Annotated in this window: 23 protein-coding genes; all 23 read right to left on the bottom strand. The window is 62.4% G+C overall.

The annotated features are described in order from the left end of the window. Positions 1–121: 121 nt before the first annotated feature. The 23 genes from QME70_13455 to fdrA all read right to left on the bottom strand — a co-directional run bounded on the left by QME70_13455 (position 122) and on the right by fdrA (position 24,658). Positions 122–922 carry a methyltetrahydrofolate cobalamin methyltransferase gene (locus QME70_13455; protein ID MDI6895574.1) on the bottom strand — a complete coding sequence of 267 codons (801 nt, stop codon included), beginning with the start codon at positions 920–922 and terminating at the stop codon, positions 122–124. 87 nt (positions 923–1,009) lie between these two features. Next, positions 1,010–2,356 carry a uroporphyrinogen decarboxylase family protein gene (locus QME70_13450; GenBank protein ID MDI6895573.1) on the bottom strand — a complete coding sequence of 449 codons (1,347 nt, stop codon included), beginning with the start codon at positions 2,354–2,356 and terminating at the stop codon, positions 1,010–1,012. A 5-nt stretch (positions 2,357–2,361) separates the two neighbouring features. Next, positions 2,362–3,006, bottom strand: coding sequence for a cobalamin-dependent protein (locus tag QME70_13445; protein MDI6895572.1), 645 nt, complete (start codon positions 3,004–3,006; stop codon positions 2,362–2,364). Positions 3,007–3,794: 788 nt separating this feature from the next. Beyond that, a complete protein-coding gene (locus QME70_13440) occupies positions 3,795–4,958 on the bottom strand; it encodes a UxaA family hydrolase (protein MDI6895571.1) in 1,164 nt (387 codons plus the stop codon). Continuing rightward, on the bottom strand, positions 4,945–5,259 hold the full coding sequence (locus QME70_13435) for a UxaA family hydrolase (GenBank protein ID MDI6895570.1): 315 nt from the start codon (positions 5,257–5,259) through the stop codon (positions 4,945–4,947). Before QME70_13435 ends, QME70_13440 begins: the two co-directional genes overlap by 14 nt. After that, positions 5,228–6,055 carry a carbon-nitrogen family hydrolase gene (locus tag QME70_13430; protein MDI6895569.1) on the bottom strand — a complete coding sequence of 276 codons (828 nt, stop codon included), beginning with the start codon at positions 6,053–6,055 and terminating at the stop codon, positions 5,228–5,230. Before QME70_13430 ends, QME70_13435 begins: the two co-directional genes overlap by 32 nt. 24 nt (positions 6,056–6,079) lie before the next feature. After that, positions 6,080–7,141 (bottom strand): Ldh family oxidoreductase, encoded by a 1,062-nt coding sequence (locus QME70_13425; GenBank protein ID MDI6895568.1) that lies wholly within the window; start codon positions 7,139–7,141, stop codon positions 6,080–6,082. A gap of 66 nt (positions 7,142–7,207) precedes the next feature. Continuing rightward, the gene (locus QME70_13420) at positions 7,208–7,540 is read right to left on the bottom strand and encodes a cupin domain-containing protein (protein MDI6895567.1); all 333 of its coding nucleotides are present in this window, start codon (positions 7,538–7,540) and stop codon (positions 7,208–7,210) included. Positions 7,541–7,558: 18 nt separating this feature from the next. Beyond that, entirely contained in the window at positions 7,559–8,557 is a 999-nt protein-coding gene (locus QME70_13415) for a tripartite tricarboxylate transporter substrate binding protein (protein MDI6895566.1), read from the bottom strand. Between the two features lie 73 nt (positions 8,558–8,630). After that, entirely contained in the window at positions 8,631–10,145 is a 1,515-nt protein-coding gene (locus QME70_13410) for a tripartite tricarboxylate transporter permease (protein MDI6895565.1), read from the bottom strand. 15 nt (positions 10,146–10,160) lie between these two features. Then, complete coding sequence (locus tag QME70_13405; GenBank protein MDI6895564.1) at positions 10,161–10,610, bottom strand: tripartite tricarboxylate transporter TctB family protein; 450 nt, start codon at positions 10,608–10,610, stop codon at positions 10,161–10,163. A gap of 4 nt (positions 10,611–10,614) precedes the next feature. After that, entirely contained in the window at positions 10,615–11,256 is a 642-nt protein-coding gene (locus QME70_13400) for a DUF2848 family protein (protein ID MDI6895563.1), read from the bottom strand. A gap of 147 nt (positions 11,257–11,403) precedes the next feature. Beyond that, positions 11,404–12,819 (bottom strand): MmgE/PrpD family protein, encoded by a 1,416-nt coding sequence (locus QME70_13395; GenBank protein ID MDI6895562.1) that lies wholly within the window; start codon positions 12,817–12,819, stop codon positions 11,404–11,406. 21 nt (positions 12,820–12,840) lie between these two features. Next, entirely contained in the window at positions 12,841–13,512 is a 672-nt protein-coding gene (locus QME70_13390; GenBank protein MDI6895561.1) for a GntR family transcriptional regulator, read from the bottom strand. 191 nt (positions 13,513–13,703) lie between these two features. Continuing rightward, positions 13,704–15,275 carry an ABC transporter ATP-binding protein gene (locus tag QME70_13385; protein MDI6895560.1) on the bottom strand — a complete coding sequence of 524 codons (1,572 nt, stop codon included), beginning with the start codon at positions 15,273–15,275 and terminating at the stop codon, positions 13,704–13,706. A 60-nt stretch (positions 15,276–15,335) separates the two neighbouring features. Continuing rightward, entirely contained in the window at positions 15,336–16,358 is a 1,023-nt protein-coding gene (locus tag QME70_13380; protein ID MDI6895559.1) for a BMP family protein, read from the bottom strand. Positions 16,359–16,400: 42 nt separating this feature from the next. Then, positions 16,401–17,333, bottom strand: coding sequence for an ABC transporter permease (locus QME70_13375; protein ID MDI6895558.1), 933 nt, complete (start codon positions 17,331–17,333; stop codon positions 16,401–16,403). Between the two features lie 3 nt (positions 17,334–17,336). Next, the gene (locus QME70_13370) at positions 17,337–18,455 is read right to left on the bottom strand and encodes an ABC transporter permease (GenBank protein MDI6895557.1); all 1,119 of its coding nucleotides are present in this window, start codon (positions 18,453–18,455) and stop codon (positions 17,337–17,339) included. A 59-nt stretch (positions 18,456–18,514) separates the two neighbouring features. Continuing rightward, positions 18,515–19,120 carry an isoprenylcysteine carboxylmethyltransferase family protein gene (locus tag QME70_13365; GenBank protein MDI6895556.1) on the bottom strand — a complete coding sequence of 202 codons (606 nt, stop codon included), beginning with the start codon at positions 19,118–19,120 and terminating at the stop codon, positions 18,515–18,517. Between the two features lie 76 nt (positions 19,121–19,196). Further along, positions 19,197–20,489 carry a hypothetical protein gene (locus QME70_13360; GenBank protein MDI6895555.1) on the bottom strand — a complete coding sequence of 431 codons (1,293 nt, stop codon included), beginning with the start codon at positions 20,487–20,489 and terminating at the stop codon, positions 19,197–19,199. A 28-nt stretch (positions 20,490–20,517) separates the two neighbouring features. Beyond that, complete coding sequence (locus QME70_13355; protein ID MDI6895554.1) at positions 20,518–21,624, bottom strand: ring-opening amidohydrolase; 1,107 nt, start codon at positions 21,622–21,624, stop codon at positions 20,518–20,520. A 37-nt stretch (positions 21,625–21,661) separates the two neighbouring features. After that, entirely contained in the window at positions 21,662–23,083 is a 1,422-nt protein-coding gene (locus tag QME70_13350; GenBank protein MDI6895553.1) for a DUF1116 domain-containing protein, read from the bottom strand. Between the two features lie 15 nt (positions 23,084–23,098). Continuing rightward, entirely contained in the window at positions 23,099–24,658 is a 1,560-nt protein-coding gene (gene fdrA, locus QME70_13345; protein MDI6895552.1) for an acyl-CoA synthetase FdrA, read from the bottom strand.

Raw genomic sequence — 24,658 nt, 5'->3', positions numbered from 1 at the left:
ACGTCCGTCCCGTCAATTCGAGTCGGGCAGTCGCCAACCCATGGTCACCCTCCCCCGCCAGCCGTCCCAGGACGATCTTGACAACCCAACGGACTGCGTAAGAGCCGACCCAACCACCCCTTCAACCTTCCGCCAGCCGGCCCTCGCGATATGCGCGCAGGTACCGCGCACAGTACTCGTCCCGGCCCAGCACCGCCTCCGCCGCCCTAAGGAGCGCCATCAACCTGGTATCCAGCGGGTCAAGGATCACCGCATCAAGACCGGCAGTCATCGTGGCTACCAGGAAGGCCTGGTTCAGCAGGCGACGCTGGGGGAGCCCGAAAGAAACGTTGCTCAGGCCGCAGATCGTGTGCACCCCCGGGTATTTCTCCCGCAGGATGCGGATCGCCTCCACCACCGCGACACCCGCCCGAGAATCCGTGCTCACCGGGCGCACCAGGGGATCCACGTAGATGTCCTCAGCAGGAACCCCTGCCTCCAGCAAGTCCTCGACCAGCCGGCTGCCCTTTTGCACCGCTTCCTCAGCCGAAGACGGCATCCCGGAATCATCCAGGCAAAGCGCCACCACCCCGCACCCGTACCGCTTGACCAGCGGAAGCGTTGCACGAAAGCGTTCCCGTTCGCCAGTGATAGAATTCAAAAGCGCCTTGCCCTGGTGCACCTCAAGGGCAGCTGCCATGGCCGCCGGGTTGGGGCTATCCACACAGAGTGGAACCGCAACCGCCGCCTGGATGGTGGTCACCAGCCAGCGTAGCGCCTCCGGCTCCTCCGCAAGTAACGTCCCCGCGTTCACGTCGATGAAGTCAGCCCCGGCCTCGCGTTGCTGGACCGCCTCCCGCACCACGGCCTCGCCGTCCCGCAGGCAAACGAGCGCAGCCACGCCTTTTCTGCTGGTATTGATCCTTTCTCCCACGATCAGCAAACGCCTCCACCTCCCGCCGCTCCGCGCCGACCGGCCCCTGTACTGCCCGCTCGATGACACCGAGATTGATGCACCCGCCCCGGGGGTTCAGCGATACACGCCGTACTCTTTGCCGGCCTCGATCATCGCCCGGAAGCTCTCCGGCTCGGCGTCGTCCACCACCCCGCCGGTGGCGAGGATGAAACCGCCATCTTGAGCTACCTTCTCGATCAGGTCCCTGACGTACCGCCTGACCTCCTCCGGAGTCCCCGCTTTGAGCATGGTGACGGGTACGTTCCCGGCAAAGCAAGCGACCCCGCCGAGCATCTCCTTAACCCTGACCATGTCGGTCTGATCAAACATCCAGACTATCCGGCCGGGGGGCAGATCCCGATCGGCCAGGAAGTCCAGCCGCTGGTTGTAGCTGCCCTCCACGAAGACCCAGGGTACCAACCCTTCGTCAATAAGACCGAGGAGCACTGCCTTGAGGGTCGGCCAGTAGAACCTGGAGAAGTTCTCCCGGGAAAGGAAGCCATCGGCCCCTTTGTGCAGAGGGATGAACACCATCGGATTCCCGCTCATGGCGGCAGTGCGCACGCCCAACTCCACCATCACCGGTACCAGCCTCTCCAATGCCTCCAGCAGCTTGCCGGGGCGCCTGTAGATATCAAGCATAATGCCCCGCGTTCCCCGCAGCGTGTCACCAAGGGTGTCAAACGGGGCCTTGCTGAAACCGCCCAGTACCGACGGCACCCCAAGCGTACCCATGATCTCGGCGTCAACGGCACCGGCCGCCTGCACCCATTCCACGGCCGCCCGACCGGCCTCCAGCAGCACTTCAAATGACCGCTGCACTTGGGGCATGCCGATCGGTACCATGAAGGCACCCGTAAACGGCATCTCAACCACATCAGTGAACGGCGGCAGAAGTCCCCATGCTTCCAGAGCACCGAAGACCCGTGGGAGATAGACACGCATCCAGTAAGCCGAGGGGTCTCGAATCAGTGCGTCGTATTCATCTTCGCGCATGTACTCGGCTTCGACGCACTGGTAAGGGGTGTCGGGTGGAGTCCCGCGCCCCGGCCACCTGTAAAGCCGGTAGTCAAGTATCTCGAACACCTTCCCCGGCGTCGCCAGCATACAACTGGCCAGGGAATCGGGCAGAAAGTCTTGGTGATACTTCTTCCAGGCGGCACCCAGCTTCTGGTAGTCGTACATAGCCTCCTGGGCCGTAATGCCCGCGTACTTTGCCGGGAAAAACCCGATATTCGGGCACACAGGGATGCGGTCAGGCTTCTTCAACTCCACGACATCTTTGATCCGCTGAACGCGCTGCTTGAAGCTCTTCTCCACCTCCGGATTCGCGAAGCGCACATTCGGAGGAGAAATCCATGCCTTAAACCGCTCCTCGTACTTCTCATGCGCCGACAGCTTCTGCCAGCTCTCAGGGAACACTGTGCTCACCTCCCCACCCAGGCGCGGGCCAGAGAGACAGCCTCCATGGCGTCCCTGCCCCAGGCATCCGCCCCGGTGTACACCCTGATCTGGTCGTTGGTCGCCGCCCCACCGATCATGACCTTGACGCGATCTCTCAGACCAGCATCCTCCAAAACCCGGACGGTTTCCTTCATGGGGTCATAAGCAAGGGTTAACAAGCAGCTCATCCCGACCACCTGAGGCTCGAACTGCCTCACCGCTTCCACAAAACGCTCGGGCAGCACGTCCACACCCAGGTCAATTACCTCAAATCCATTCGCGTCCAGCAAGAAGGAGACTATGCTCTTGCCAATGTCGTGTATATCCCCTTTCACCGTGCCGATTACAACCCTGCCCAGACGTTTCTCCCGTGCCGATGCCTCGGCGGCAACCCGCGCCTTCACCATGCCGGATATCTGGGCGAGAATCTCCCCCGCCAGCATGAGTTCGGGGAGGAAGTACTCCCCCTTCTCAAATCGTTGCCCGACGGCCTCCACACCTTCCCGACAAGCGTCAAGAAGCTCAAGTGGATTGCCCCCGGCGTCCAACAGAGCCTGGGCGAGCTCGACGGCCTCCTTTTCCCGCATCCCTACGATAGCCTCGACAAGCGCCCTCACGGACCCGTCCAATCGATATCCCCCCTTCAGGCGCCCCGGAGCGGACGCGCCTTTCAAGGCGACCCATTACCGCCCTGGGTTCCATACTCGTCTATACATTACTCCGCCCCACCCCGAAGTCCTGCATGCCGAGCAGCTTCAACTTCAGCCACCTCCACTGCTCCGCCCGTGCCCGGGCGAGCTCGCTGCTTCTTCCTCGGGGCCGCCTGTCTCCAGGCGGCCCCAGAATGCCAGTTCACTGCTGTCCCCGGGCGGCGCCCGATTGCACCTGGTCGACAGCACGCTCCACCGGTCCCCGCCCCGCCTTCGAGACTACCTCCAGCAGCCGATCGACGGTCGCCCGGGTGAACACGCCTTGACAGGATCACCACCTTCCCTGCGGGCAGGACCACATCAGTGCTGGACTTCCTCGGCCAGGCCCGTTGCAATGGACCCGTGTCCAGTACGGGGTGTCGATATTGAAGCAGCAACGAGAAGCAACCGGACAAACAAGGAACGGCTGGGAGGCGCTTGCCCGCGAGCGCATAGACCGGGGTTCTTTCGTGCCCCCGTACTACCAGCTAGCCCAGATCATCGAACGTCACGTCAGGAGCGGAGATCGAGCCGGGGGACTTGCTACCACCGGAGTCCGAACTCGCCCGCATGTTCAGCCACCCTCAACAACCAGGAGTTTGTGTTACAGGAGTTCGACACCATATACCACCGAAGCAACATCCCGCATGGGTTCAAGAACAGCGGAAAGGGCGAATGCGTCTACATCACGGTGGTGACGCCGCCCACATTCTGAAACCGGTGGCCACCTACACCGTGGGTTCGAAGCGCGCAATGGCTGTTTCCTGCTGCCGGAAAACCTCAGACGCGGTGAGCAAGCCAGAACCGACGTCTAGGGTTTGGACGAGCAATCGTTCAGCCGCTTCCTCCATCGTGGTCCCGCTAACGATGATTCCACTCACATCCACGTCGATGTTGTCCTGCATTGCCGCGACGGTCTGCGGGTTACCGCACACCTTGACGGTGGGGCAAAGTACGTCACCGATCACGTTGCCTACACCCGTAGCAAAGAGAATCAATGTAGCGCCTCCCGCCGAAAGGCCGGTCATCGACTCGCAAGCAGGAGCCGGGGTATCCATGATGTACAGACCGCGCCCCGTTGGACGTTGGGCATATTCCAGGACATCTTGAATCGGGCGCGTGCCTCCTTTGGCTATCGCCCCCAACGACTTCTCCTCAATGGTCGTCAGCCCTCCCCGGATGTTGTCGGGGACGGGGTTCGCTCCGCGAATATCCACCCCGCGCCGGAGCGCCTCTTCTTCAATTCGTCTGACCGCCTCGAGGATCTTCCGGGCCACTGCCGGGGTTGATGCACGTTGCGCAAGCAAGTGCTCGGCACCCATGAACTCGGATGTTTCGGACAGCAACACGGTACCCCCGTGGTCAACCACGTGGTCGCTGATCATTCCGATGCACGGATTCGCGGCAATTCCCGAGGTCGTATCCGAGCCACCACACTCCACGCCGACCACCAGGTGTTCCACGCCGACTCGTTCCCGATGGAGCCGCGATGCCTCTTTCACCAGTTTTGCCGCCAAACGGGCACCCTCGGCTACGGCGCTGATGCTGCCCCCGCTTTCCTGGACGGTGACGACTTCGACCAGCTTGCCTGTTTCACCAATGCCCGAAGCAATGCGCCAGGTGGCCACGGGCTCAAGCCCCACCACCAAAACACCGGCCACATTGGGGTTACTGCCCAAACCGACCAGTGCCCTCGTGGTAATGTCCGCATCCCGCCCAAACTGACCCCTGCCATACCACACGGTGATGGGCACCGTATGGGCTACGAGCTGGGATATGGCCCTGACAACCGGATTGACATTGTCCATGCAGGCCAATACAACAATATGATTCCGCGTTCCCACGCGCCCGTCTTCGCGCACATACCCCCAGAATGCGTTACCCCCTTGCATCAGTCGCCCCTCCGTCGTGACGCTGGGCCAGATCTCCCCGGCCCCTGCAACTTTCCACGTTGTGTACGTGCACATGTTGCCCCACCAAGACATCTTGGGTCACCCGGCCGACCACCTGGCCGTACTTCACCACCGGCGATCCCTTCGGCAGGGATCTAACGGCAAACTTGTGCCCAAAAGGAACGTCCTGCGCGACAGTAACCGTGCCCAACTCGAGCTGGACTTCCTCACCAGGGTGGAGCTCTTTCAAAGCCGTGGCCACATTGTCTTCAGAATGAAGAACAATCGCTTTCCGCACCACTTCCAACCCCCCGTTCTTCTCCGCGCAGGAACGGCGCCAGGTCACTCAGTACCGGAAACATCTCTCTCACCCTTCGAACATCTTGGACATCAACATCGCTGCACAGCACTTGCTCGGTATCCCCTGCCTCCCCTATGATTTGTCCCCAGGGGTCGGCCACCATGGAGTGGCCAAAGAAGCTGTTGGTACCCTCGACTCCCGTGCGGTTGCACGCCACAACAGCAACCTGGTCCTCGATCGCCCTGGCCTGAACCAGAGTACGCCAGTGGTGCAGCCGCGGATTGGGCCATTGAGCGGGCATGAATATGATCTCCGCGCCCGCAACCGCCAGCCTGCGTGCGACCTCAGGGAACCGTAAATCGTAGCAGATCATAACTCCGCAGCAGATCCCGTCCAATGAGAAGGTGGGCATCGCCTCACCAGCCGCGAACCAGCGCTTCTCGTCCATGCCCTGGAATAGGTGGACCTTTGCATACCGTGCCACGACGTATCCCGCTCGGTCAAACACATAACACACATTGAAAATGCGGCCGTCACGGAGTTCGGCAATCGATCCACCCACGATGTTGACCCTGTATTGCCGCGCCAGCTCACCGAGAAAGCGCATGGTCTCCCGCCCGTGGCTGTCGGCAAGGCTCGCGAGCCTTTCGCCCGCGTACGACGTATTCCAGAGCTCTGGAAGTACGACCACATCCGCTTCGGAGGCCGCCGCTTGCCCCATAAGCGCTACAACCTTGTCCCGGTTGCAGTCGGGGCATCCTACCTTTGGGCTGAATTGCAGTAGCGCTATCCGCATTGCGAGACTACTTCCTCCCCGCGTTCACATTTCACCCGGACTCAGGGCGAAGCCGTGGCGAGCCGCACGCGCCTCCAGCCTGCGCCAGACCTCAACCGGCACCGGAATACCCTCTCGCTGTCTGCGTTCCCTTGTCCGCAGCTCAAGCTCGCCGGGCAGCAACACCTCAGCGTGCCCCGGGGCAACCGGACAGGCTTTGACATAGTCCAAGTACTGGCGCAAGTGCCTGTAGAAACCCGCAACAGCCGCGAACGACTCGATGGCCACCGCCCCAATAAGATGGGAGAAGGACTGTCGCTTCCCGCGTTCGACCGGAAACACACGCCCCAACTCCCTGCCGAATGGCGAGCCACTGAGCACTGCCGTTAGGACCTCGACGATTACTGCCAACCCTGACCCCTTGTGCCCGCCGAAAGGCATCAGAGAGCCGGCAAGTGCCTCCCCGGGATCGGTGGTCGCCCTGCCGTCAGGGCCCAACGCCCAGCCGGCGGGAATGCGCTCCCCCTTGTTGAACAGATCCATGATCTTCCCCCGCGCTGCCACGCTCATGGATATGTCCAGAATGATGGCTGGCTCTCCATCCAGAGGTACGGCCACCGCAAGTGGGTTGTTGCCAATGTGGTTTCCCATACCGCCCCAGGGAGCCATAACGGCAGAAGCGTTGGAAAGCGCGATTCCGATCATGTCGTGTTCACACGCCAGACCAGCATAATAGGCCAGGCTACCGAGGTGATTGCTATTCTTGACCAACACCAGACTGGCGCCGTGTTGCCTGGCTACTTCAATCGCCGTGCCCATTGCCTGCCGACCGACCACCTGTCCAAACCCGTTGTTGCCGTCCGCAACCATGACCACCCCTCGACTACTCACCACCAAGCAATCACCGTGGGGGTCAATGTTGCCCACCGATACGTGCTCCAGGTAGGTCTCCAGCCTGAGCACCCCGTGGCTCTCAACGCCTCTGAGGTCCGAGTCAACCAATGCGTCTGCGACAAGCGCCGCCTTATCCCGCGGCACCCCATTCGCCTCCAACAACCTGGCACAGGCTGCACGCAGCGCGCCAGCACTAACCAGCACATACTCCATCGGGCTCCGCTCCCTCGACTGGCCTTGGCGCGGAGCAACCTCCGCGCCAAGGCTTATTCTGGCTCATCACAGATAGTAGCGAACTTCGAAGGTCGTACAGCCTTCCGGCGCATAGTACGGGCCGTGCAGCATGCCCGGCGGCCGGCACGCATAGCTACCCTGCTCGAAGACGCTCTCACCCTGGATGAGCTTTCCCTCCAGGATGTACACCTCCTCCCAGAAGTCGTGCGCTAGCACCTGGGTCGTCCGGGCCCCCGGTTCGAACCTCAACAGCCTGGTTAAGGCACCCGTCTCAGGATCGTTAGCAAGGACCTTCTCCTTCACTCCCGGAGGGTACCCTTCGGCCGCCCTCCACTCCGCATCCGCCAGCAACGAGAACTCTATCTCTGGCTTGGGCACGCTCGTACACCCCTTTGACTACTTCCTTATCCCAACCCGCTCTGCAATCGCCAGCGCGCTCTTGTACTCCTGCTCTACGAACTGCTTGAAATCATCCGGTCCCTTGTAGATCACGACCGCATCCATGCTCTCGATCTTCTCGACAAAAGAGGGGTCCTGCACAACCTTCTGAATGCCTTCAGCCCACTTCTTCACCACATAATCTGGAAGGCCCGGAGGACCGGAAATCCCGTTCCAGCCCAGCTGGTCGTACGCTGGAAACCCTGCTTCCCTGGCAGTGGGAACGTTGGGGACTGACTTGCCTCTGGTGTCCGTAGTCACAGCAAGGGCCTTCAATTTACCCGCGTTGATCAGTGACACAGCCTCAGGCAGGTTTTGGGACGCAAGCTGGACATGCCCCCCGGCGACGGCCGCCAGGGTCGGCGCTCCGCCCTGGAATACCACCATCTCCACCGATTTGGGGTCGATCCCTGTAGCATCGAATAGCTTGACCAACCCAAAGACAGCCGGGGCCCCTGCCGAGCCCACGCCCGCCTTGAACTTCGAGGGATCCTTCTTGATAGCATCAAGCAATTCTGCCACCGAACTGTAGGGCAGATCCGGCGAAATGGTCAGGACCAGAGCATTGGCCATCACGAGGGAGACAGGCGTCATCTGATCCCACTTATAGGGGCACTGGGTGCTGGTCGCCGCCGCCAGGGTGCACGTGATCGAGTGGGTCAGCATGGTGTATCCGTCCGGCTTCGCCTGCACGACATCCAGAGTGCCGACGGTGCCCCCTCCCCCAGGCTTGTTAACCACGTTGATAGGAACACCCCATTCCTTCGAAAGGCGCTCTGCCAACAGGCGGGCCGTCATATCCGACGAGCCACCCGGCGGGAACGCCACGATAAGGTCAATCGGTTTGGTGGGATACTTCGGAGATTCCGGTTCTCTACTGGCCGTGCCGCCGCACCCCGCCGTTACTCCAAGCAGGATGGCTACGAGCAACACGGCTGCCGCAATCCGTAATTTCATCAGTCACTCCCCCTTGAACGTTAATCCTTGCCATGAGATGCCCCGAGAATGACTTCGACCGCTTACCCACCTCCTATCCGACGTCTTCTCCGCCCGCCTCGATAGCGCCGGCCAGCCTCCCTTCCTTGGCCCTGCTGTACAGCGAAACACCAAACGAGGCAAGGGCGAGAAGCAGAATCGCCAAGCTCAGGGGCCTTGTGAAAATCATCAGGCTTCCCCCCGAGATCTTGAGGGCCTGCCTGAGGGAAGTCTCCAACGCTTCGGACAACACCAAGGCGATCACCAGGGGCACTGCGGGAACGTCCCATTTCTTCATCAGGAAGCCAACTACCCCAAACACAACCATCATCCACACATCGAACACGTTGTTTCGTACGCCATACGTCCCGATCACACAAACTCCAAGGATCCCGGCTGACAGGATCGGATACGGTACCTGAGTGAGTTTGGCCCACAGACCCACCAGCGGCAAGTTGAGGACTAGGAGCATCACGTTGCCGATGTACATGCTTGCGATGACCGGCCAGGCAAAGTCGGCATGCTGCTCAAAGAGCAGCGGCCCGGGTTGCAGTCCGTAAATCATGAGCCCGCCCAGCAGGACGGCGAGAGCCGGCGTAGTAGGAATGCCCAGTGTGAACAGCGGCACCAGACCTCCACTGGTCGCCGAATTGTTGGCTCCTTCCGCTGCCGCAACTCCTTCTATAGCGCCATGGCCAAACCGACTCGGGTCCCGCGCAAACTTCTTCTCTATGTCATAGGTGAGGAAGGAAGCCACGGCAGGGGTAACCCCGGGAAGCAGGCCTAACAAGAACCCCACGATGGTGCTCCTCCCCATCGCGCCCGTGCAGTCCCTGAGATCCTTGCGCGTGGGCAAAAGCCCCTTTAGTTTGCCCTCATATATGCTCCTCGTCTGCTCCTGCACATTTACGAAGATCTCTGCTATCGCGAAGAGACCCACGATCACGCTTATGAAGTCGATCCCACCCAGCAAGGTCGGACTACCCAGGGTGAAGCGCGGCACCCCGGTCATGGGATCCAGGCCTACCATACCCACCAGAAGCCCCGCGAGCCCCGACAGCAAGCCCTTTTGCAGAGACTTGCCAGCCAGGCTGATCACCATGCTTAATCCCAACACCATGAGCGCGAATCGTTCGGCAGGACCGAACGTCAAAGCAGCATCCGCAAGCGGTGGCGCCAACAGTACAAGTCCGAACAGGCTCAGCGTTCCCGCGACAAACGAAGACACCGCCGCCATACCCAGGGCGGGACCTGCCCTTCCCTGCCGGGCCATGGCGTAGCCGTCTGCGGCGGTGATGACACTCGCTGCTTCCCCAGGAGTATTGATCAGAATCGCGGTAGTGGAGCCCCCATACATAGCCCCGTAGTATATCCCGGCAAGGGCAATGATGGCGGTCGCCGGGGGAAGCCCGGACAGCACCGGCAGCAGGATGGCAATGGTTGCCGTAGATCCAAGCCCGGGAAGCACCCCCACCAGCGTACCCACCAGGGAGCCTATGGCGCAGTACAGCAGATTAATGGGAGACAGGGCTACCGAAAAACCGTGCCACAAGTGACCAAGTGCTTCCATGGCTCGTTACCTCTCCTATGCCCAAAAGGGTCTAGGCAGCGGCATCTTCATCCAGGCTGAAAAGCACAGATGCAACAGTAGCGAGATGATGCCACCATAAAGAAGCGCCGCCGGCCACCCGTACCGACGCCAGGCCCTGATCGTGCCGGTGCAAAGGATCCAGGTGCTGAGAAGAAACCCCACTATCTGAAGCAAAAAGACGTAGGCCACCACGAGGCACATGAGATAGAGAGTTGTACGCGGAGCCGCGGAGGAGACCGTGGTCGTCAGCTGCCCCCGCACGAGCCCTCCCACGAGCAGGCTAACGCCCGTGATCAACAGGGCCCCACCGATTAGCAGTGGCATGAAACCTTCCTGCGGCACACCCCTCGCGAAGACTGGAAGGCTCCAGGCTTGCGCAAGGCCAAACGCGCCCAGGGTTATCCCGATCAATCCGGTAGTGACCGCTTCGTTGCGGACAACCACCCTTTCACCTCCCATGGCACGCCACGAACTTCACCCGGTAGGAGTACCTGATCTCCCTTCGCAGGACAGGGTCCTCGAGGCCAATCGCATACGACTCTCCGCACACGAGAGCGCCGCCAAAAACCGGAACAGTGCCCGAAAACAACACGACCCCGTCCGTGCGGTCCCCGAGGCGCTTGCTCAGCACCTCCATCCACGCACGAACGTCAAGTAACTCGGCCACCGATGACTCCTGGTAGAGCCGAGGCTCGCTCTCGCCAGATTCGTGTACCCACGATCTGATAACCAGCTCATCCCAGTGGTTCTCCACGGCGGCGTATTCCCAGAGCACCGGCGCAAGGACCTTTGCACACACCTGCTTTGACACACGTATATCCTGCTTTTCCAGCTCCCGATCAGTATGGTCGCTGCCCACCCCCACCAAGATCTCGTCTCCGTCAAAAACAATCACATACTCCACTTCCCCAGACGTGTTGTGCCCTAGCACCTCGACCACACCGCCAGTCGTGAGAAGCGAAGCCGGGAGGGCGTTGAGTGTGGGGGTTTCCATGGGAGGACTGACCCCGATTCTCCTCAGTTCCTCAATGTGGGCCTGAACTGCCCTCTCATCCCTGCCGGCAAACCCCCCGTACAGGAACCGCGACACGCGGATCTGACGTGCTCGGAAAGAACCATCGGTACCGTGAACCAGCACACCAAGGTTTCTCAGCGTAACGACCTCCTTCGCAGCAATCGATTGAGCGGAGGGGACGGTGAAGCCAGAGCACCGCGCCCCTCCGCCCACCTGACTCATTCAGTGAAGAAGAGAGGTGAGTTCCCGAATGTCGTCTATCTCCTCCAACCGGCCGACGAGACTGACGATGCTTTCCGCTTTGGAACGAGGAATGAACCGGGTGGACGCATCGAAGAACTTGGCACACACTTCGTCGTAGGTCATGGGATTCCGGGGATCACCCTTGGGGTGGAACCTGGTCTCGACGAGCTTGCGCCCATCCTTGAGCTTGATGGTCACCCGGGACGGCGTATAGGCATCCCTCCTGGAGAGGCGGTCGAAATCTTCGATGGCCTCCACCTTCACCTTCTTCGCGAACTCGCTAACCCCAGGGCTCCGCCAGTTCTCGCCCTCGAAGTGTTCCAAGCGGACGGTGCCGTGCTCCATCGCGATCGCCAGGTTGTAGGGAATACTCATCTGGGCAGAGAAGCTGGTCGACGGGTCGTACTTTTCGCTCGTGTCGCCCCCATACGCAATGGAATACGGGACGAACATGGTACGAATCTTGACGTCGACCTCCTCGACGTCCTCGGCCTTGATATTGTGCCGCTTAACCAGCGCCAGGAAGGCTTCGATCGCGGTTTCATTCCCATACATCACAGGGAAATACTTGATAGAAGCCCACATCACGTCGAAGCGTTTTCCCAAGTCCTCTGTCACCTTGCTGGCGTCATAGTCCCCCGAGTACGCATGAAGGAACCCCTTGTGCCCCTCGATGATGCTGCGAGGTCCCTTAAAGCCATGCTGGGCGAGCATCGCCGCCGTAATGCCTTGCTGGGAGGCCTTGCCGAAGTGGAAGCGCTTCGTGTCCGACCCATCTTGGAGGAATTCTATGGTTCCGCCCGGGTAGCTCCCGGCAATGCCCAGGGCGGAGGCAACCCTGGCTGGGTCGAGCCCGAGTTGCTTTCCCGTCTGAGCCGCTGATGCCAGGACCCCGCAGACCGCCTGGCCCTGAAACCCCCGGTTGGTCAAGGCCCTTTCTCCCGAGGGCGCGCTGAAACACGCCTCCGCTAACCTGGTGGTAATGTCGTAGCCGATGACGATCGACGTGATCACGTCCTTGCCGCCCTGCCCCAGCATCTCGGCCACCGGTATGGCGGTCCAAACCGAAGCAGAGGAGTGAAGCGGACCCAGTGCGTACTGGTCATCGAAGTCATTGCTGTGGGCAAAGGTGCCGTTCACGAACGCTGCCAGGGTGGCCGACGTACGCCCGCCAAACCGCACGATCGTGGCCTGCGGCTCGCCTCCCTGTTGCTTAACAAACTGGTAGACCGCTTGCGCCCAAGGCATCGACGAGCCGTATATGGTGACACCGATCGTGTCCAGAACCATAAGCTTCACCTTCTCGCTCACCTCAGGCGGCAAGTGCTCGAAGCTCAGTTTTGCCACGTATCCTGCTAACTCGTCCGCCAGATACCCTTTCTCTTGCTGCTGCAACTCTATTCCCTCCCCCAAGATCTAACCAAGGACAGCTGTGTGTACTACGCCATCCTGCCTCAGCGCTGCCAGCGTGCGCATCAAGTGGTCTTCGACCGCTGCCCTTAGACCTGCCTCGTCGGCTTCCTCCAGACACCTGACGATATACCGGTGTTCCTCCACCACCTCCCGAGCACGACCCGCCGAGGACAGAACGGCCTGAATGCCAAGCCTCATCTGCTGGTCGCGCAAGTCCTCGTAGAGCTTGAGAAGCCGTCGGTTGCCCGCTGCAGCCACAAAGACGCGATGAAACTCCCGGTCGACACCAATGAACAGAGCAGGGTCGAACCCGGCCTCCAGCTGAACCTCCTGCTCTTTTAGCAGTTGGTGTAGGCGCGGTAGAGCGTCCTGCCGGCCTGCCAGCACCTTGCCGGCGGCGAACACCTCCACCAGCAGACGCAACTCGAGGACCTCCTCTACGTCCCTGACGGCCATCGGGGGGACTATGGCACCCTTTTGAGGCACCAACTGGACCAGTCCCTCGGCCTGCAAAAGCAGCAGCGCCTCCCGCACGGGAGTCCGGCTCAGCCCGATCCGCCTGGCAAGCTCGGCTTCTGTCAAGAATTCACCCGGCTTGTAAACGAAGTTGAGAATCCCCTGCTTTATCGACTCGTAGGCTCGGTGTTTCGCCGTGATCCTGGGACCGGAACTCATGTCCGACCACCGTCCGTGCGCGGGTGTATACAACCTGTTCATCAGTTGTATACGACGCTGACCGAAGAAATCCTTCTTCGCAATCGCAACCTCCCGTAGCCGGGCTTGAACACCCGAGGCCAGGCCGTACCGGCGGGCCGCGGGCTCTGCCGTGGCAAAGCTGGATAGCCGGGTAACGGACCAGCCCCCGTCTATGACGAACGTTGACCCCGCCAGGCCGCGGCATCCCAGGGACAGGCGGAAGGCCTTTCGATCTCGGGTGAGCCGTTGTCATCCTTCCGCATACCTGCCATCAGCAGGCCGAGGCGGTGAACATCGGCTTCCTCTCTGGGAAGTACAGCCAGCACCTCTCCTCCGTACATCACCGCCACGCGGTCACTCAGGCTGAGGATTTCGTCCAAATCATGGGAGATCAGCAATACCCCTGTGCCCCTGGCCTTTGCTTCCAGAAGCCGGCGGTGGACGAACCCGGTAGCCCGGATGTCGAGGCCCCGAGTGGGATACGCGGCTACCAGAGCGAGCGGATTGCCCGACAACTCCCTGGCGAGGATAAGGCGCTGGAGGTTTCCGCCCGAAAGATGGGCGACGGGAGTGTCAACATCGGGAGTCCTGATTTCGTACGACCGCACCAGTTCACAAGCATGTCCCCTGATGGCCTTTGGCCGCAGGAGCAGCCACCGCGCGTAAGGGGGCCGGTGATGGTCCTTGAGTACCACGTTCTCGGCAACCGTAAGCGAAGGTATAGTCCCGACCGTGATACGGTCCTCCGGCACGTATGCCAGGCCGCCCTCTATGCGCGCGGCCGGAGGCGTCCTGGTGACATCCCGACCGTTCACCAGGACGCAACCACCGACAACCTTCCGTAGACCTGCAGCGACTTCAGCCAGCTCTTTCTGGCCGTTCCCCGATACTCCGGCTATGCCCAGGATTTCGCCCGCATTCACCTGCAGGGACACGCCCCGCAGTGCCGGGACCCCCTTATCACCGTTGGACCAAACCCTCCGCAGTTCCAGCACCGGCGCCCCGCCCGTCCCCCGGGGAACCCCGGACGGCTGAGTCATTTCCGCGCCCACCATCATCCTCGCCAGCAACTGCGCGTCGGCCTGCGAAGTCGGCAGCGTACCCACTACCCGGCCGCCTCGCAAGACCGTGACGCGGTCGCTGACGGTCATGACCTCCCCAAGCTTGTGGGTAATGAGTATGATGGCGCGGCCCGAGTCCGCCATGCCCCTCAACACCGTCATCAGCTCCGTCGACTCCTGCGGGCTCAGCACCGCTGTCGGTTCATCCAGCACCAGCACGCTTGTACCCCGGTAGAGCAGCTTCAGAATTTCCACCCGCTGCTGCTCTCCTACGCTAAGCTGCCACACCAACGCCCGGGGGTCGACCGGCAGGTGGTATGCCTGTGACAACTGCCGCAATTGCTGCGCAGCCGCACGCAGATCCAGCAGAGGGCCACGGCCCGAAGGCAACCCCAACACCACGTTCTCGGCCACCGTCAGGCTGGGCACCAGCGTGAAGTGCTGGTGAACCATACCGATGCCAAGAGCAATGGCATCACGAGGACAGGATATCCGAACCGGCCGCCCGTTGACCAGAATCTGACCCGCGTCCGGGCGGTAGAGGCCGTACAGTATCTTCATCAGCGTGCTCTTCCCGGCACCGTTTTCACCCAGTATGGCCAGGACCTCACCGGCCCGCACTTCGATGCCGACCCCGTCGTTGGCCACCACACCCGGGAAGCGCTTTACTATGCCCCGCATTTCCAGGCTCTTTACGGCCTCTGTCACCGTCCCGGAGCGCCCATCCCTGCCCAAGCACGCTCACCTCCCCTGCTCCCGGGGGAGTTCGATCTTGAGGGTACCGTCGGCAATCTTGCGGCGCGTTTCCTCGACCAGATCCTTTACCTGCTGGGGCACCTTACCCACCAATTCAGGATTGTACCTGAGCTCGAGGGTCCCATCCGCAAAGGAGGCGGTCATGTGTTCTCCTCCCACCACGCCCTGCTTTCTCAGGTCTATCATCCTCTTCACGATTTTCTCCCACCGGTACACCTGGGAAGCCACCACCGTCTTGGGGGCCAGGCGGCTCTGATCCATCTCGGTAGACAACCACAGTACCCCCGGTCGCTCGGCCGCAGCCCGGATTGCTCCCACCGCCTGCTGGGAAGAGCCTGTCAGTACATCAGCTCCCGCATCCATCTGCACCTTGGCCAGATCGCCGGCGCCCACCACATCGTTGAAAGAGCCCGTGTAAGCCACATTCACCTTGATTCCCGGCCGCACGCTGGCCACACCCTGACGGAAACCCCAGTTATACTTCACGGTGTGACCGGCCTCCACGGGTCCCACGATCCCCACGACACCGGCCTTGCTCAGCAGGCCGGCCAGCATGCCCAGGAGATAGCCCCCTTCCTGAGCTTCTACGTCGTAGGCGAAGACGTTGTCACCCGCCTCAAATCCGGCTCCGTAGGCGAACGTGGTCTTCGGGAAGTCAGGGGCAATCTCCAGCACTACTTGCTGGAACTGCGCCCCGTGGGCAATCACGATGTCATATCCCTGCTCGGCATACTGGCGGATGGCTGCCCCACCCTCAACCGGGGTCCCCAGGCGCTCGCTGATGGCAATCTCCAGGTGGTTTTCCCCCATCTCCTTCTGCACTGCCTTGAGGGCCTCGTACATGGACTGGCTCCAGGCCATATCGTCCACCGTGCTGGGGAGCACCAGAGCAATCCTGATCTTGGACGAAGGCTCTGCCCCTCCTCCTGCTCCCCGGCAGCCAACCAACCCGAGCGCGACGATCAGCAACAGGGCCAGGGCATTATGGAGTTTTCGGTTCGCTGCCATCGTACCTTGCCTCCTCAGCACACCACATGACGGATCATCGATTCAGTAGGCCCCCCTCCGGAACGGCTTGCCCAGCGCCGCCGGGGCCCAGACCCGTCGACTGACCATGGCCAGCGCGGCAATGGTCATAACATAGGGCAGTATTACGACGAATTCATAGGGGAATCTGATCCCGAGGACCTGAACCCAGAGCTGGAAAGCGCTCACCGTACTGAACAAGAGGGAACCTGCCAGCACTCCCCACGGGTTCCAGCGCGCAAAGTAAACGAGTGCAACCGCGATAAAGCCCCGTCCTGCCGTGATGTTGTCGGCATACATGTTGGCCTGGCCCAGGGTCAGGGCCGCGCCGGCGAGGCCGGCAAGTGCGCTGCCCAGGACCACGCACTGGTATCTGATCACGTTAACATTCACACCCAGTGAATCGGCAGCCTCCGGCGTCATCCCCACCGCTTTGACCTTCAAGCCCCAGGTCGTCTGATACAAAACGAAGGCAGAGACCGGCACCAGTAACAGCGCCGCGTAAACCATCCAGTTGTGCTGAAACAGTACCGGTCCCAGTACAGGCACGTCACTCACTACCGGGACGTGCCAGGAAGCGAAGCCCTTCACGCCGGTGATGAAACCGACATACCGCCGGAACAGGAGCCCCGACAACCCCCAGCCGAGCAGGTACATTCCGATCCCGCTTATGCCCTGCTCCGCACGCAAGGTCACGCTGACCAGGGCCATCAGCAATCCCATCAGCACACCTATGGCCACGCTGAATATCGTCCCCAGTAACGCGGAACCCGTGGTCCACGTAACCAGGAAACCGCTGAAGGCTCCCAGCATCATGATGCCTTCCACGCCCAGGTTGTACACACCCGAGCGCTGGCTGAACATCTCCCCGAGGGCGGCGAAAAGAAAGGGGGCGGCCAGTCGGACCCCGGTAGCCACAATGCCCACAACGACACCTTGACGCAGCAGCTCTTCCATGCCCTACCTGGCAGCCTCCTTCAAGCGGCGGGACGGACGTATGCGCGCAAGGCGAGCGGCCAGAGCGAGCAGCCGCTCAGGGTGGCTGACGAGGAAGTCCGTGCTCACCACGGACAGGATCACGAGGCCCTCGATGGCCATCACGATGGCTGCAGGAATGGCGACTGCCCGCTGCATCATGTCGGCTCCCAGGACGAGCATACCGAAGAACAGAGCGGCGGGAAGGCAGCCCAAGGGGTGCAGGCGGCCAAGAAGCGCCACCACGATACCACTGAACCCGTACCCGGCGGAGATCCCGTCGAGCAGGCGATGGTGAACGCCCACGACCTCCACGACGCCGGCGAATCCCCCAAACGCACCCGCCAGAGCCATGGCCAGAACCAGGTAGTGCCCCACGTTTATGCCCGCATAGCGGGCCGCCTCAGGCCCGGCTCCCACCGCTCTCAACCGGTAGCCGACCACGGTCCGCCACAGAAGAACGAAGACCAGGACCGCAGCGACGATCGCCAGCAAGAAGCCCACGTGCGCCCTGCTGCCGGAAATCAGGCGAGGAAGCCATACCTGCCGCGGCAAGAGGGCCGTCTGAGGATATCCCGCACCGTATGCGGTCTGCGCGGGATCCATCAGGGGCCCGCGGATCAAGAACGTTGACAGGTGCAGGGCGATCTGGTTGAGCATGATCGTGCTGAGGATTTCGTTGACAGCCAGCCGGGCCTTCAACCACCCGGCCAGGGCACCCCACCCAGCTCCGGCGGCAGCACCAACCAGAAACACAAGGGGCGACAGCATCCACCCGGGCCACTGGGGAATGGCCAGCGCCACCGCAGTCCCGGCCACTGCCCCGGCTATGATCTGTCCTTCTGCGCCGATGTTCAATACGCTGGCACGAAACGACACCACGATACCCAGGCTGACCAGAAGCAGGGGCGTAGCTCGCACCAGCAACTCAGTGGCCCCGTATCGCCCGCCCAGCGGACCCAAGAACATGGCCCGGTAGGCTTTCACCGGATCGGCACCCACCATGAGCAACAACAAGGCCCCCACGGCGAGGGCGCCCACCACCGCCAGCACCAGGGCCAACAGCTGTAACCCCACTGCAACCAGCTTGCTTGAACTGCTCATGCTGATACCCCGGTACTCACCTGCCCGCAGCGCACTGGCCTACGAACCGGCCAGTGCCTCTAGAATTTTAACACACTTCCGGTACGAAAGGGAAACAACATGGGTACCTTTTGTCTATAAACGCGATACTGCTCGCCGAAGGTAGCCGCCAGCTCTCGTTCCTCTATCAGACACAGGCGGCAGTACGCCCAGGTCAGTATCGGCCACATCACCAGAATGGGCAGAGTGGGCCACTGCAGCAGCATCCCGAAGGTCATCACGATCAACCCCAGGTACTGAGGATGCCTCACCCACCCGTAGATTCCCCGGGTCACCAGCTCGCCCTGAGCCCGATAGATGGCCGTCCACCCCCAGACGACCAACAACATGCCCGCCAGCAGTAGCGTGAGGCCGAGGTTACCGAGCATCGGGTAGAGTCGCGTCAGTCCATAGCGGTAGATGGGCGGCAGCACTCCCGGTTCCGGCGCCCTTCCCAGGCCCCAGCTAAGGATATACGCGCTCAGGGGAAACCCGTACATTTCCAGGAAGAGGGAAACGATGAAGCCCATGTAGATCCCCTTGACCTGAGTCGCGTTCGCTCTCTTACGAAAAGGCAGCAGGAGGAGGAAGAGGGCGAAAGCGACCACGTTCCACAAGGCCAAACCCCATCTTCCGTACTCTGCCACACCGATACCCCCCGGCGCCCCTGTATCCGCGTCCAAGGGGGGGCAGCAAGCATCGCTGCTGCCCCCCCTTGGCATCCTACCTCAGGAACAGGACGGCCATCAACATGGTGATGACCAGGGCGACCGGCATGTAAGGCAGGTTGTTCCTGATGATGCGCATGATGTCGGTCTGGAACCCATGCGCGGTCGCCGCCACGTTGATCTGTGCCGGACTTATCATCGCGCCCTGGGCGACGGCGATGCCCACGAAACCGAACGCCCATACGGGAACACCCGCCTGGGCCAGCACCGGTATGATCAGGGCATCGATGGCCACGGTATAGGCTGCAGAGGGCACCGCGATGAGAAAGGCGATGATCAGGGCCGCTACTACCAGCAGACCGGCGGGAGCAGCTCCGGCAAGGGAGGCCAGCGTCTTGAACGTCCCGATCTCACCCAGGAGGTTGATGAAGCCCAGGAAGAGCCCCACCAGGAACAGGTATCGGAGAATGGTGACCGAGCCGTCCACCAGCATCTCGCACATCCTGTTCGGATTCACGCGGGCAGTGATCGCGGCGGTAATGAGCACAAACAGCGGGGTGGTAACGGTGGTGAACAGGTTTACTCCCAGCGCTCTGTTGAGAGGCGGACCGATCAAGATAAGGAGCAGCAACAGCAGGAACGGCAGCGCCCGACGCGCAACGGCGCCCAGAGCTTCCCCATCGCCGTCCGTTGTCGCACCAGCCTGTCCCGCGGATTCCCCGTTCCCGCCCGGCTTGATTTTGCGGGCCGCCGCATAGCGGCTAACACCATACCACGCCAGGAGAGCACCGATCACCCAGAAAGCAATGGTGAAGGGACGCATGAACTCGGCGTACTCGCCCGGCTGGATGTTCATAGCCTTGGAGATATAGGCACTCTCCGCCGAAGCAGGTGAGGTCGCCCAGGACGCCCCCGACACGATGGAGAGGCCGGCCACCACATGGGGCACAAACCCGACCACGCTGTATATCAGCGGAGCGGTAACCAGGGTGTTGGCAGCCCCGCAGCCAGCCACGTACACCGCTGCCGCCTGCACCAGGACCATGGCCGCAGCCACCAGACCGAGCCGTCCCTTGAACGTACGCTGGATCAGCTTCATACAGGCCTGGGTGGCGCCGAGCTTCGCCAAGACCATCGCCGTGGCAGCGAAGATAGCCACCGAGACTATGCTCAGCATTTGCGAGAGCCCGCCCAGGTAGAGATGGGTTATCTTCCCCAGGTCAAGGCCTCCGACAATGGCCGCCAGCACCCCGCCCGCCAACCCCGCCACCAGGATGTGGAACCTGAAGGGGGGAAGCAGCAGTACGAGGATCAGCAGCAAGGGTAGCACTGTGAGCAACGCGTGCATTCCCGTCACTCCTCCCTTACCTATGACTCTATCCGGCGCGGACGATCGCCGCCACCGGTCCGCCGCCGTCGGGACCCTGGTGTTCAGCGCCGCCGGACACGTAGACCATGGGATCTCCCACGATGGACGCGATCACGGCGTTAACCACGGCCCGGGCGTGGCGGGTGTGGTTGATGTCCGAGTCGTCCAGCATGACATGCCTGCGGCCGCGCACCGTCCCACTGGTACTGGCCTCAGCCTTCGCGAAGACGTTAACCACCCTCGCCAGGTCGCCCCGGGACGGGCAACAGTCGAACTTCAGGCCCGCGCTCCGCAACGCTTCCTTCACAGCATCGGCATCAATGGCATCTCTCATCACCGCGTGTCCGATCAACAGGTCGCTGGCCGAGTCCGCCGAGTTGCCCAGCAGGATGATCTCGCACTTCTTGAGCTCCACGCCCGCCGAAGTCGAGGCCACACCCGAGTACAGGCTGAAGTCCCTGCAGATAGCTTCGTCGCCAAGACGTGCCCCGTCCACCTCGCCGAGTGCTAGGGCAACACCCAGCGCGGAGGCTCCCCGGGAATACCCCATCGACTTGTAGGTGTCATGCACCACCACCTCTTTGCCCCTGCGCTCCGCCTCCTGGATGCGGTCTGCCGTCAGCAGCGGGCACTTGATTTGCACGAAGTGGACATCGGCCGGATCGTGGATTTCGGCGTCCCCCATGGCGGTCCTGACCGCGCGCGCCACTTCCCGCACCTGGACCATGGTACCGATTTCCTCGGGCACAAAATCCCGCGTGAACGCAGTCCCCGCCGCCAGACGCTTTCCCTTCGCGGGCGCGGCCGGCACCTCGCGGCGCGCGAACACGGTGAGGTGAGGACTCATCACACCTTCCGTCCCACCCGACATGATGAACGCTACCCTGCGAGTCACCTCCTCGGGCGAAACACCCATTCTCTCCGCCAGGAGCAACGCGCACGCCAGGGTGGCAAAACCGCGGGTGAAGTCGTTCACGCAGCCGTTTCCCTCGGTCTTGCCCAGAACACAGATGATATCCTCTGCCTTCAGCGTCCCTTCGTCCAGGAGCCGCGCCAGCCCGGAGACATCATCCGGCGAGCCGGTCGCGATCCTGAACACCTCGATCTTCTGCACCGTGACAACCTCCTCTCGCCAGGTACGCGGAAAGCCCTTACCCGGCCCGCTCCTCCTCAACCAGGGCAAGCAGCGCTTGAGCATGGCACTCCACGGGTGCTCGTGTAAGCCCCGCACCTACCTGCCCCACTCCCGGCTCCTTGTGAGCGATGCCGGTGTTGATGACAGGAGCAATCCCAGTTTCCACCACCTTCCTCACATCGATTCCCGTGGGGGTTCCCCCAAAGCCCAGGGCAGGGATGGTCAGGGTCTGGTTGCGGCCGAACGTGATCTCCGCCATTTCCCGCGTGAAGCCCAGGGCATCCTCGGGGGTGCCACCCACGAACTGGACGATGGCGGGGGCGGCCGCCATGGCAAAGCCCCCCAGGCCCGCCGTTTCCGTGATGCTGCTGTCCCCCAGATCGGGACTGGCGTCCTCGGCGGTGAAGCCAACGAAGTACAACCCCTCCACCCGCGGGGCAGGAACCGTAAACCACCGGTCGCGGGTCCCGCTGACCCGTATCCCGAAGTCAGTGCCGTTCCGGGCCATCGCCGTTACCAGCGTACAGTGTGGTATGCCATGGGCGGCATCCATGGTGGCCTTGCACGCAGCCATCGACAGGTTCAAGAAAAAGTGATCGTTCCGCCTGAGGAATTCCCCCACCTCGGCAACCGCCGCACCGCCAAGCCCCGCGCGGCCCAGATGCGGTAGCAACTCCCGCACCAGGAGCGAAGTGGCCGCCACGTTCCGGTTGTGGCATTCATCTCCCATGTGAAGCGCCCTGGCCATGATCTGTTTCAGGTCAATACCCCCGCTCGCCCTCACGGCCGCCCGCAGCGCCGGCGCGAGCACGTCCCCCATCCAACGGAGCCGCACCAGGACCTCTTCCGAGTAAGCTCCGAAACGCAGCACCTTGCCCAGACCTTCGTTGAGAGTGGCAAATGCCCGGTTGCCGTGGGTCCGATTCTCCACCACCACAACCGGCATGGACCTGGACACGACGCCGGCCATGGGCCCCACCGCACCGTGATGGTGGCAGGGCTCCAGCCGCACCCGTCCGGTCGCCACCAGACGTTCGGCTTCCTTCGCGGAACGGGCCATGCCCTCGAACAGCAACGCCCCTATAACTGCCCCCCTGACGGGGCCGCATGCCCGCTCCCAGTCGAGAGGCGGGCCGGCATGCAGAACCACGTCTTCTCTTAACGCGGGGATGACCGCGTCGGCCTGCGTCACCTCCGTCCAGACGGGTTGGGCAGAGCAGATCCGCCCGAAGGCCTCCTGGTTGGCCTCCTCGACGGCATCAAAGTGCCCGTCCAGGACGGCCAGAGCGGCACCCAGTTCCGTTTTCCCTCCCGCCGGAGGACGCCAGTCAAGGTGTACGTGCGGTACGCGCAAGGCCTCCAGGGTCTCGGCGAACCCCTCGAGGCCAATGTTCACCACTCTCAGCTCCTGCCGAAAGAGACCCGCTACTCGCGACAACAACCGTACCCTCCTCTACCGCCGGCCACGCGCTATCCGGCATATCAGCCCCGCCATGCGCGCAGCAAGGGCATTACTGGGTTGCAGGATGACCCCTGCGCTACGCAGCGTCGCCTCCTGTTCATCCAGGCCCTGGGGATCAGCAGGGGTACCGCACACGGAGGCCACCACACTGAGGTAACGTCCCTCCGCCGCGGCCCGTTCCTTGGCCCTGGTTATGGCCGCGGCCAGCGCGCCCGCAGGATCAGGGTGCGCTCCGTAGCCCAGCACCACGTCCAGCAGGACGACGGCCACCTCCGGATCGGCTGCCTCCCGCTCCAACCGGGCTACCCGGAGGGCGGGATCGATCATAGGATGGGGTCTGCCCCGCGTGAACTGATCGTCGCCGAGATCTACCACCGTATCGGCAACGCCTGTCCAGGCGTCGGGCAGGCGCAGCCGAGGGTCGAGCGGGACATTGGAGTACACCGTACCTATCAACTCGCGAAGTATGAGCATCGCCTCGTCGCACAGGGTGCCTCCGGAGTAAAGGCCGCGCAGGTAACGCTGGACCCCGGCCATACGCTCGGCCTCGCGCCGCGCAACAGCCTCGCCTTCCTCATCCCAGCCCTCGTCGCCCCGCACCACCGTTTCCCCTCGATCCAGCACCACGGCCAGGCGTGCAGCTTCCGCCAGCGTCGTGGCTGCGTACGCGCCCGCCTCTTCGATCGGGCGGCGATCACCGCCGAGGAATACCACCACGACGGGCTTCGAGCATCCGCGGACCGCGGCCAGCACGGCCCTCGCCGTTTCGCCTGCGGGTGGCTTGGAGACCAGGACGATCACACGGGTTTCCTCATCGGCTTCCAGTGCCGCCAGACCCTGGAGCATGGTGATGCCGCCCACACGGGCGGATAGGTCGCGCCCCCCGGTACCAATGGCCTGCGACACCCCCGATCCGAGCCTTTCAACTAGCACGGAAACCTGCTGAATCCCGGTCCCCGCCGCCCCCACGATCCCGATGGAACCTCGCCTCACGGCATTGGCAAACGCCAGGGGCACACCGTTCAGGATCGCCGTTCCGCAGTCGGGTCCCATGAGGAGAAGCCCCTTCTCCCGGGCCAGGATCTTCAGCCGCAACTCATCTTCCACGGTCACATTGTCGCTGAAGACCATGGCGTGGAGGCCCCTGCGCAGGGCCCTGGCAGCCTCGGCAGCCGCATAAACCCCCGGCACTGAAATCAGGGCCAGATTCGCCCCGGGCAGGATTCCCAGAGCCGAGTCCAGGGTCCTGGGGGCGGCGCGCCTCGCGGGTGTAGAGCCCGGCGCTTCACCCTTGAGCAGCTCTCGGGCCCGCGTAATGGCCGCCTCCGCAGACGCCTCCTCGTCAGCCTCGACCGCGATCAGCAGGTCGGTGGCGCCCAGCCCGTCGAGCCCTTCCACGAGCAGCCCGGCTTCCCTCACCGTCTGCTTATTGGCCTCCGTCGCCATGATGGCCACTGCCTGCCTGACTCCGGTCAAGCCCGTGAGCACAGAGGAAATCTTCATGAGCGTCACAGAGTCGAAGTAGGTCTGGCTCACCACCACGGATCGCAC

Source organism: Bacillota bacterium (assembly GCA_030019365.1).
Taxonomy (GTDB): domain Bacteria; phylum Bacillota; class Sulfobacillia; order JACIYH01; family JACIYH01; genus JACIYH01.
The sequence above is the reverse complement of the archived record's forward strand: the minus strand, read 5'-3'. Positions and strand labels throughout refer to the sequence as shown.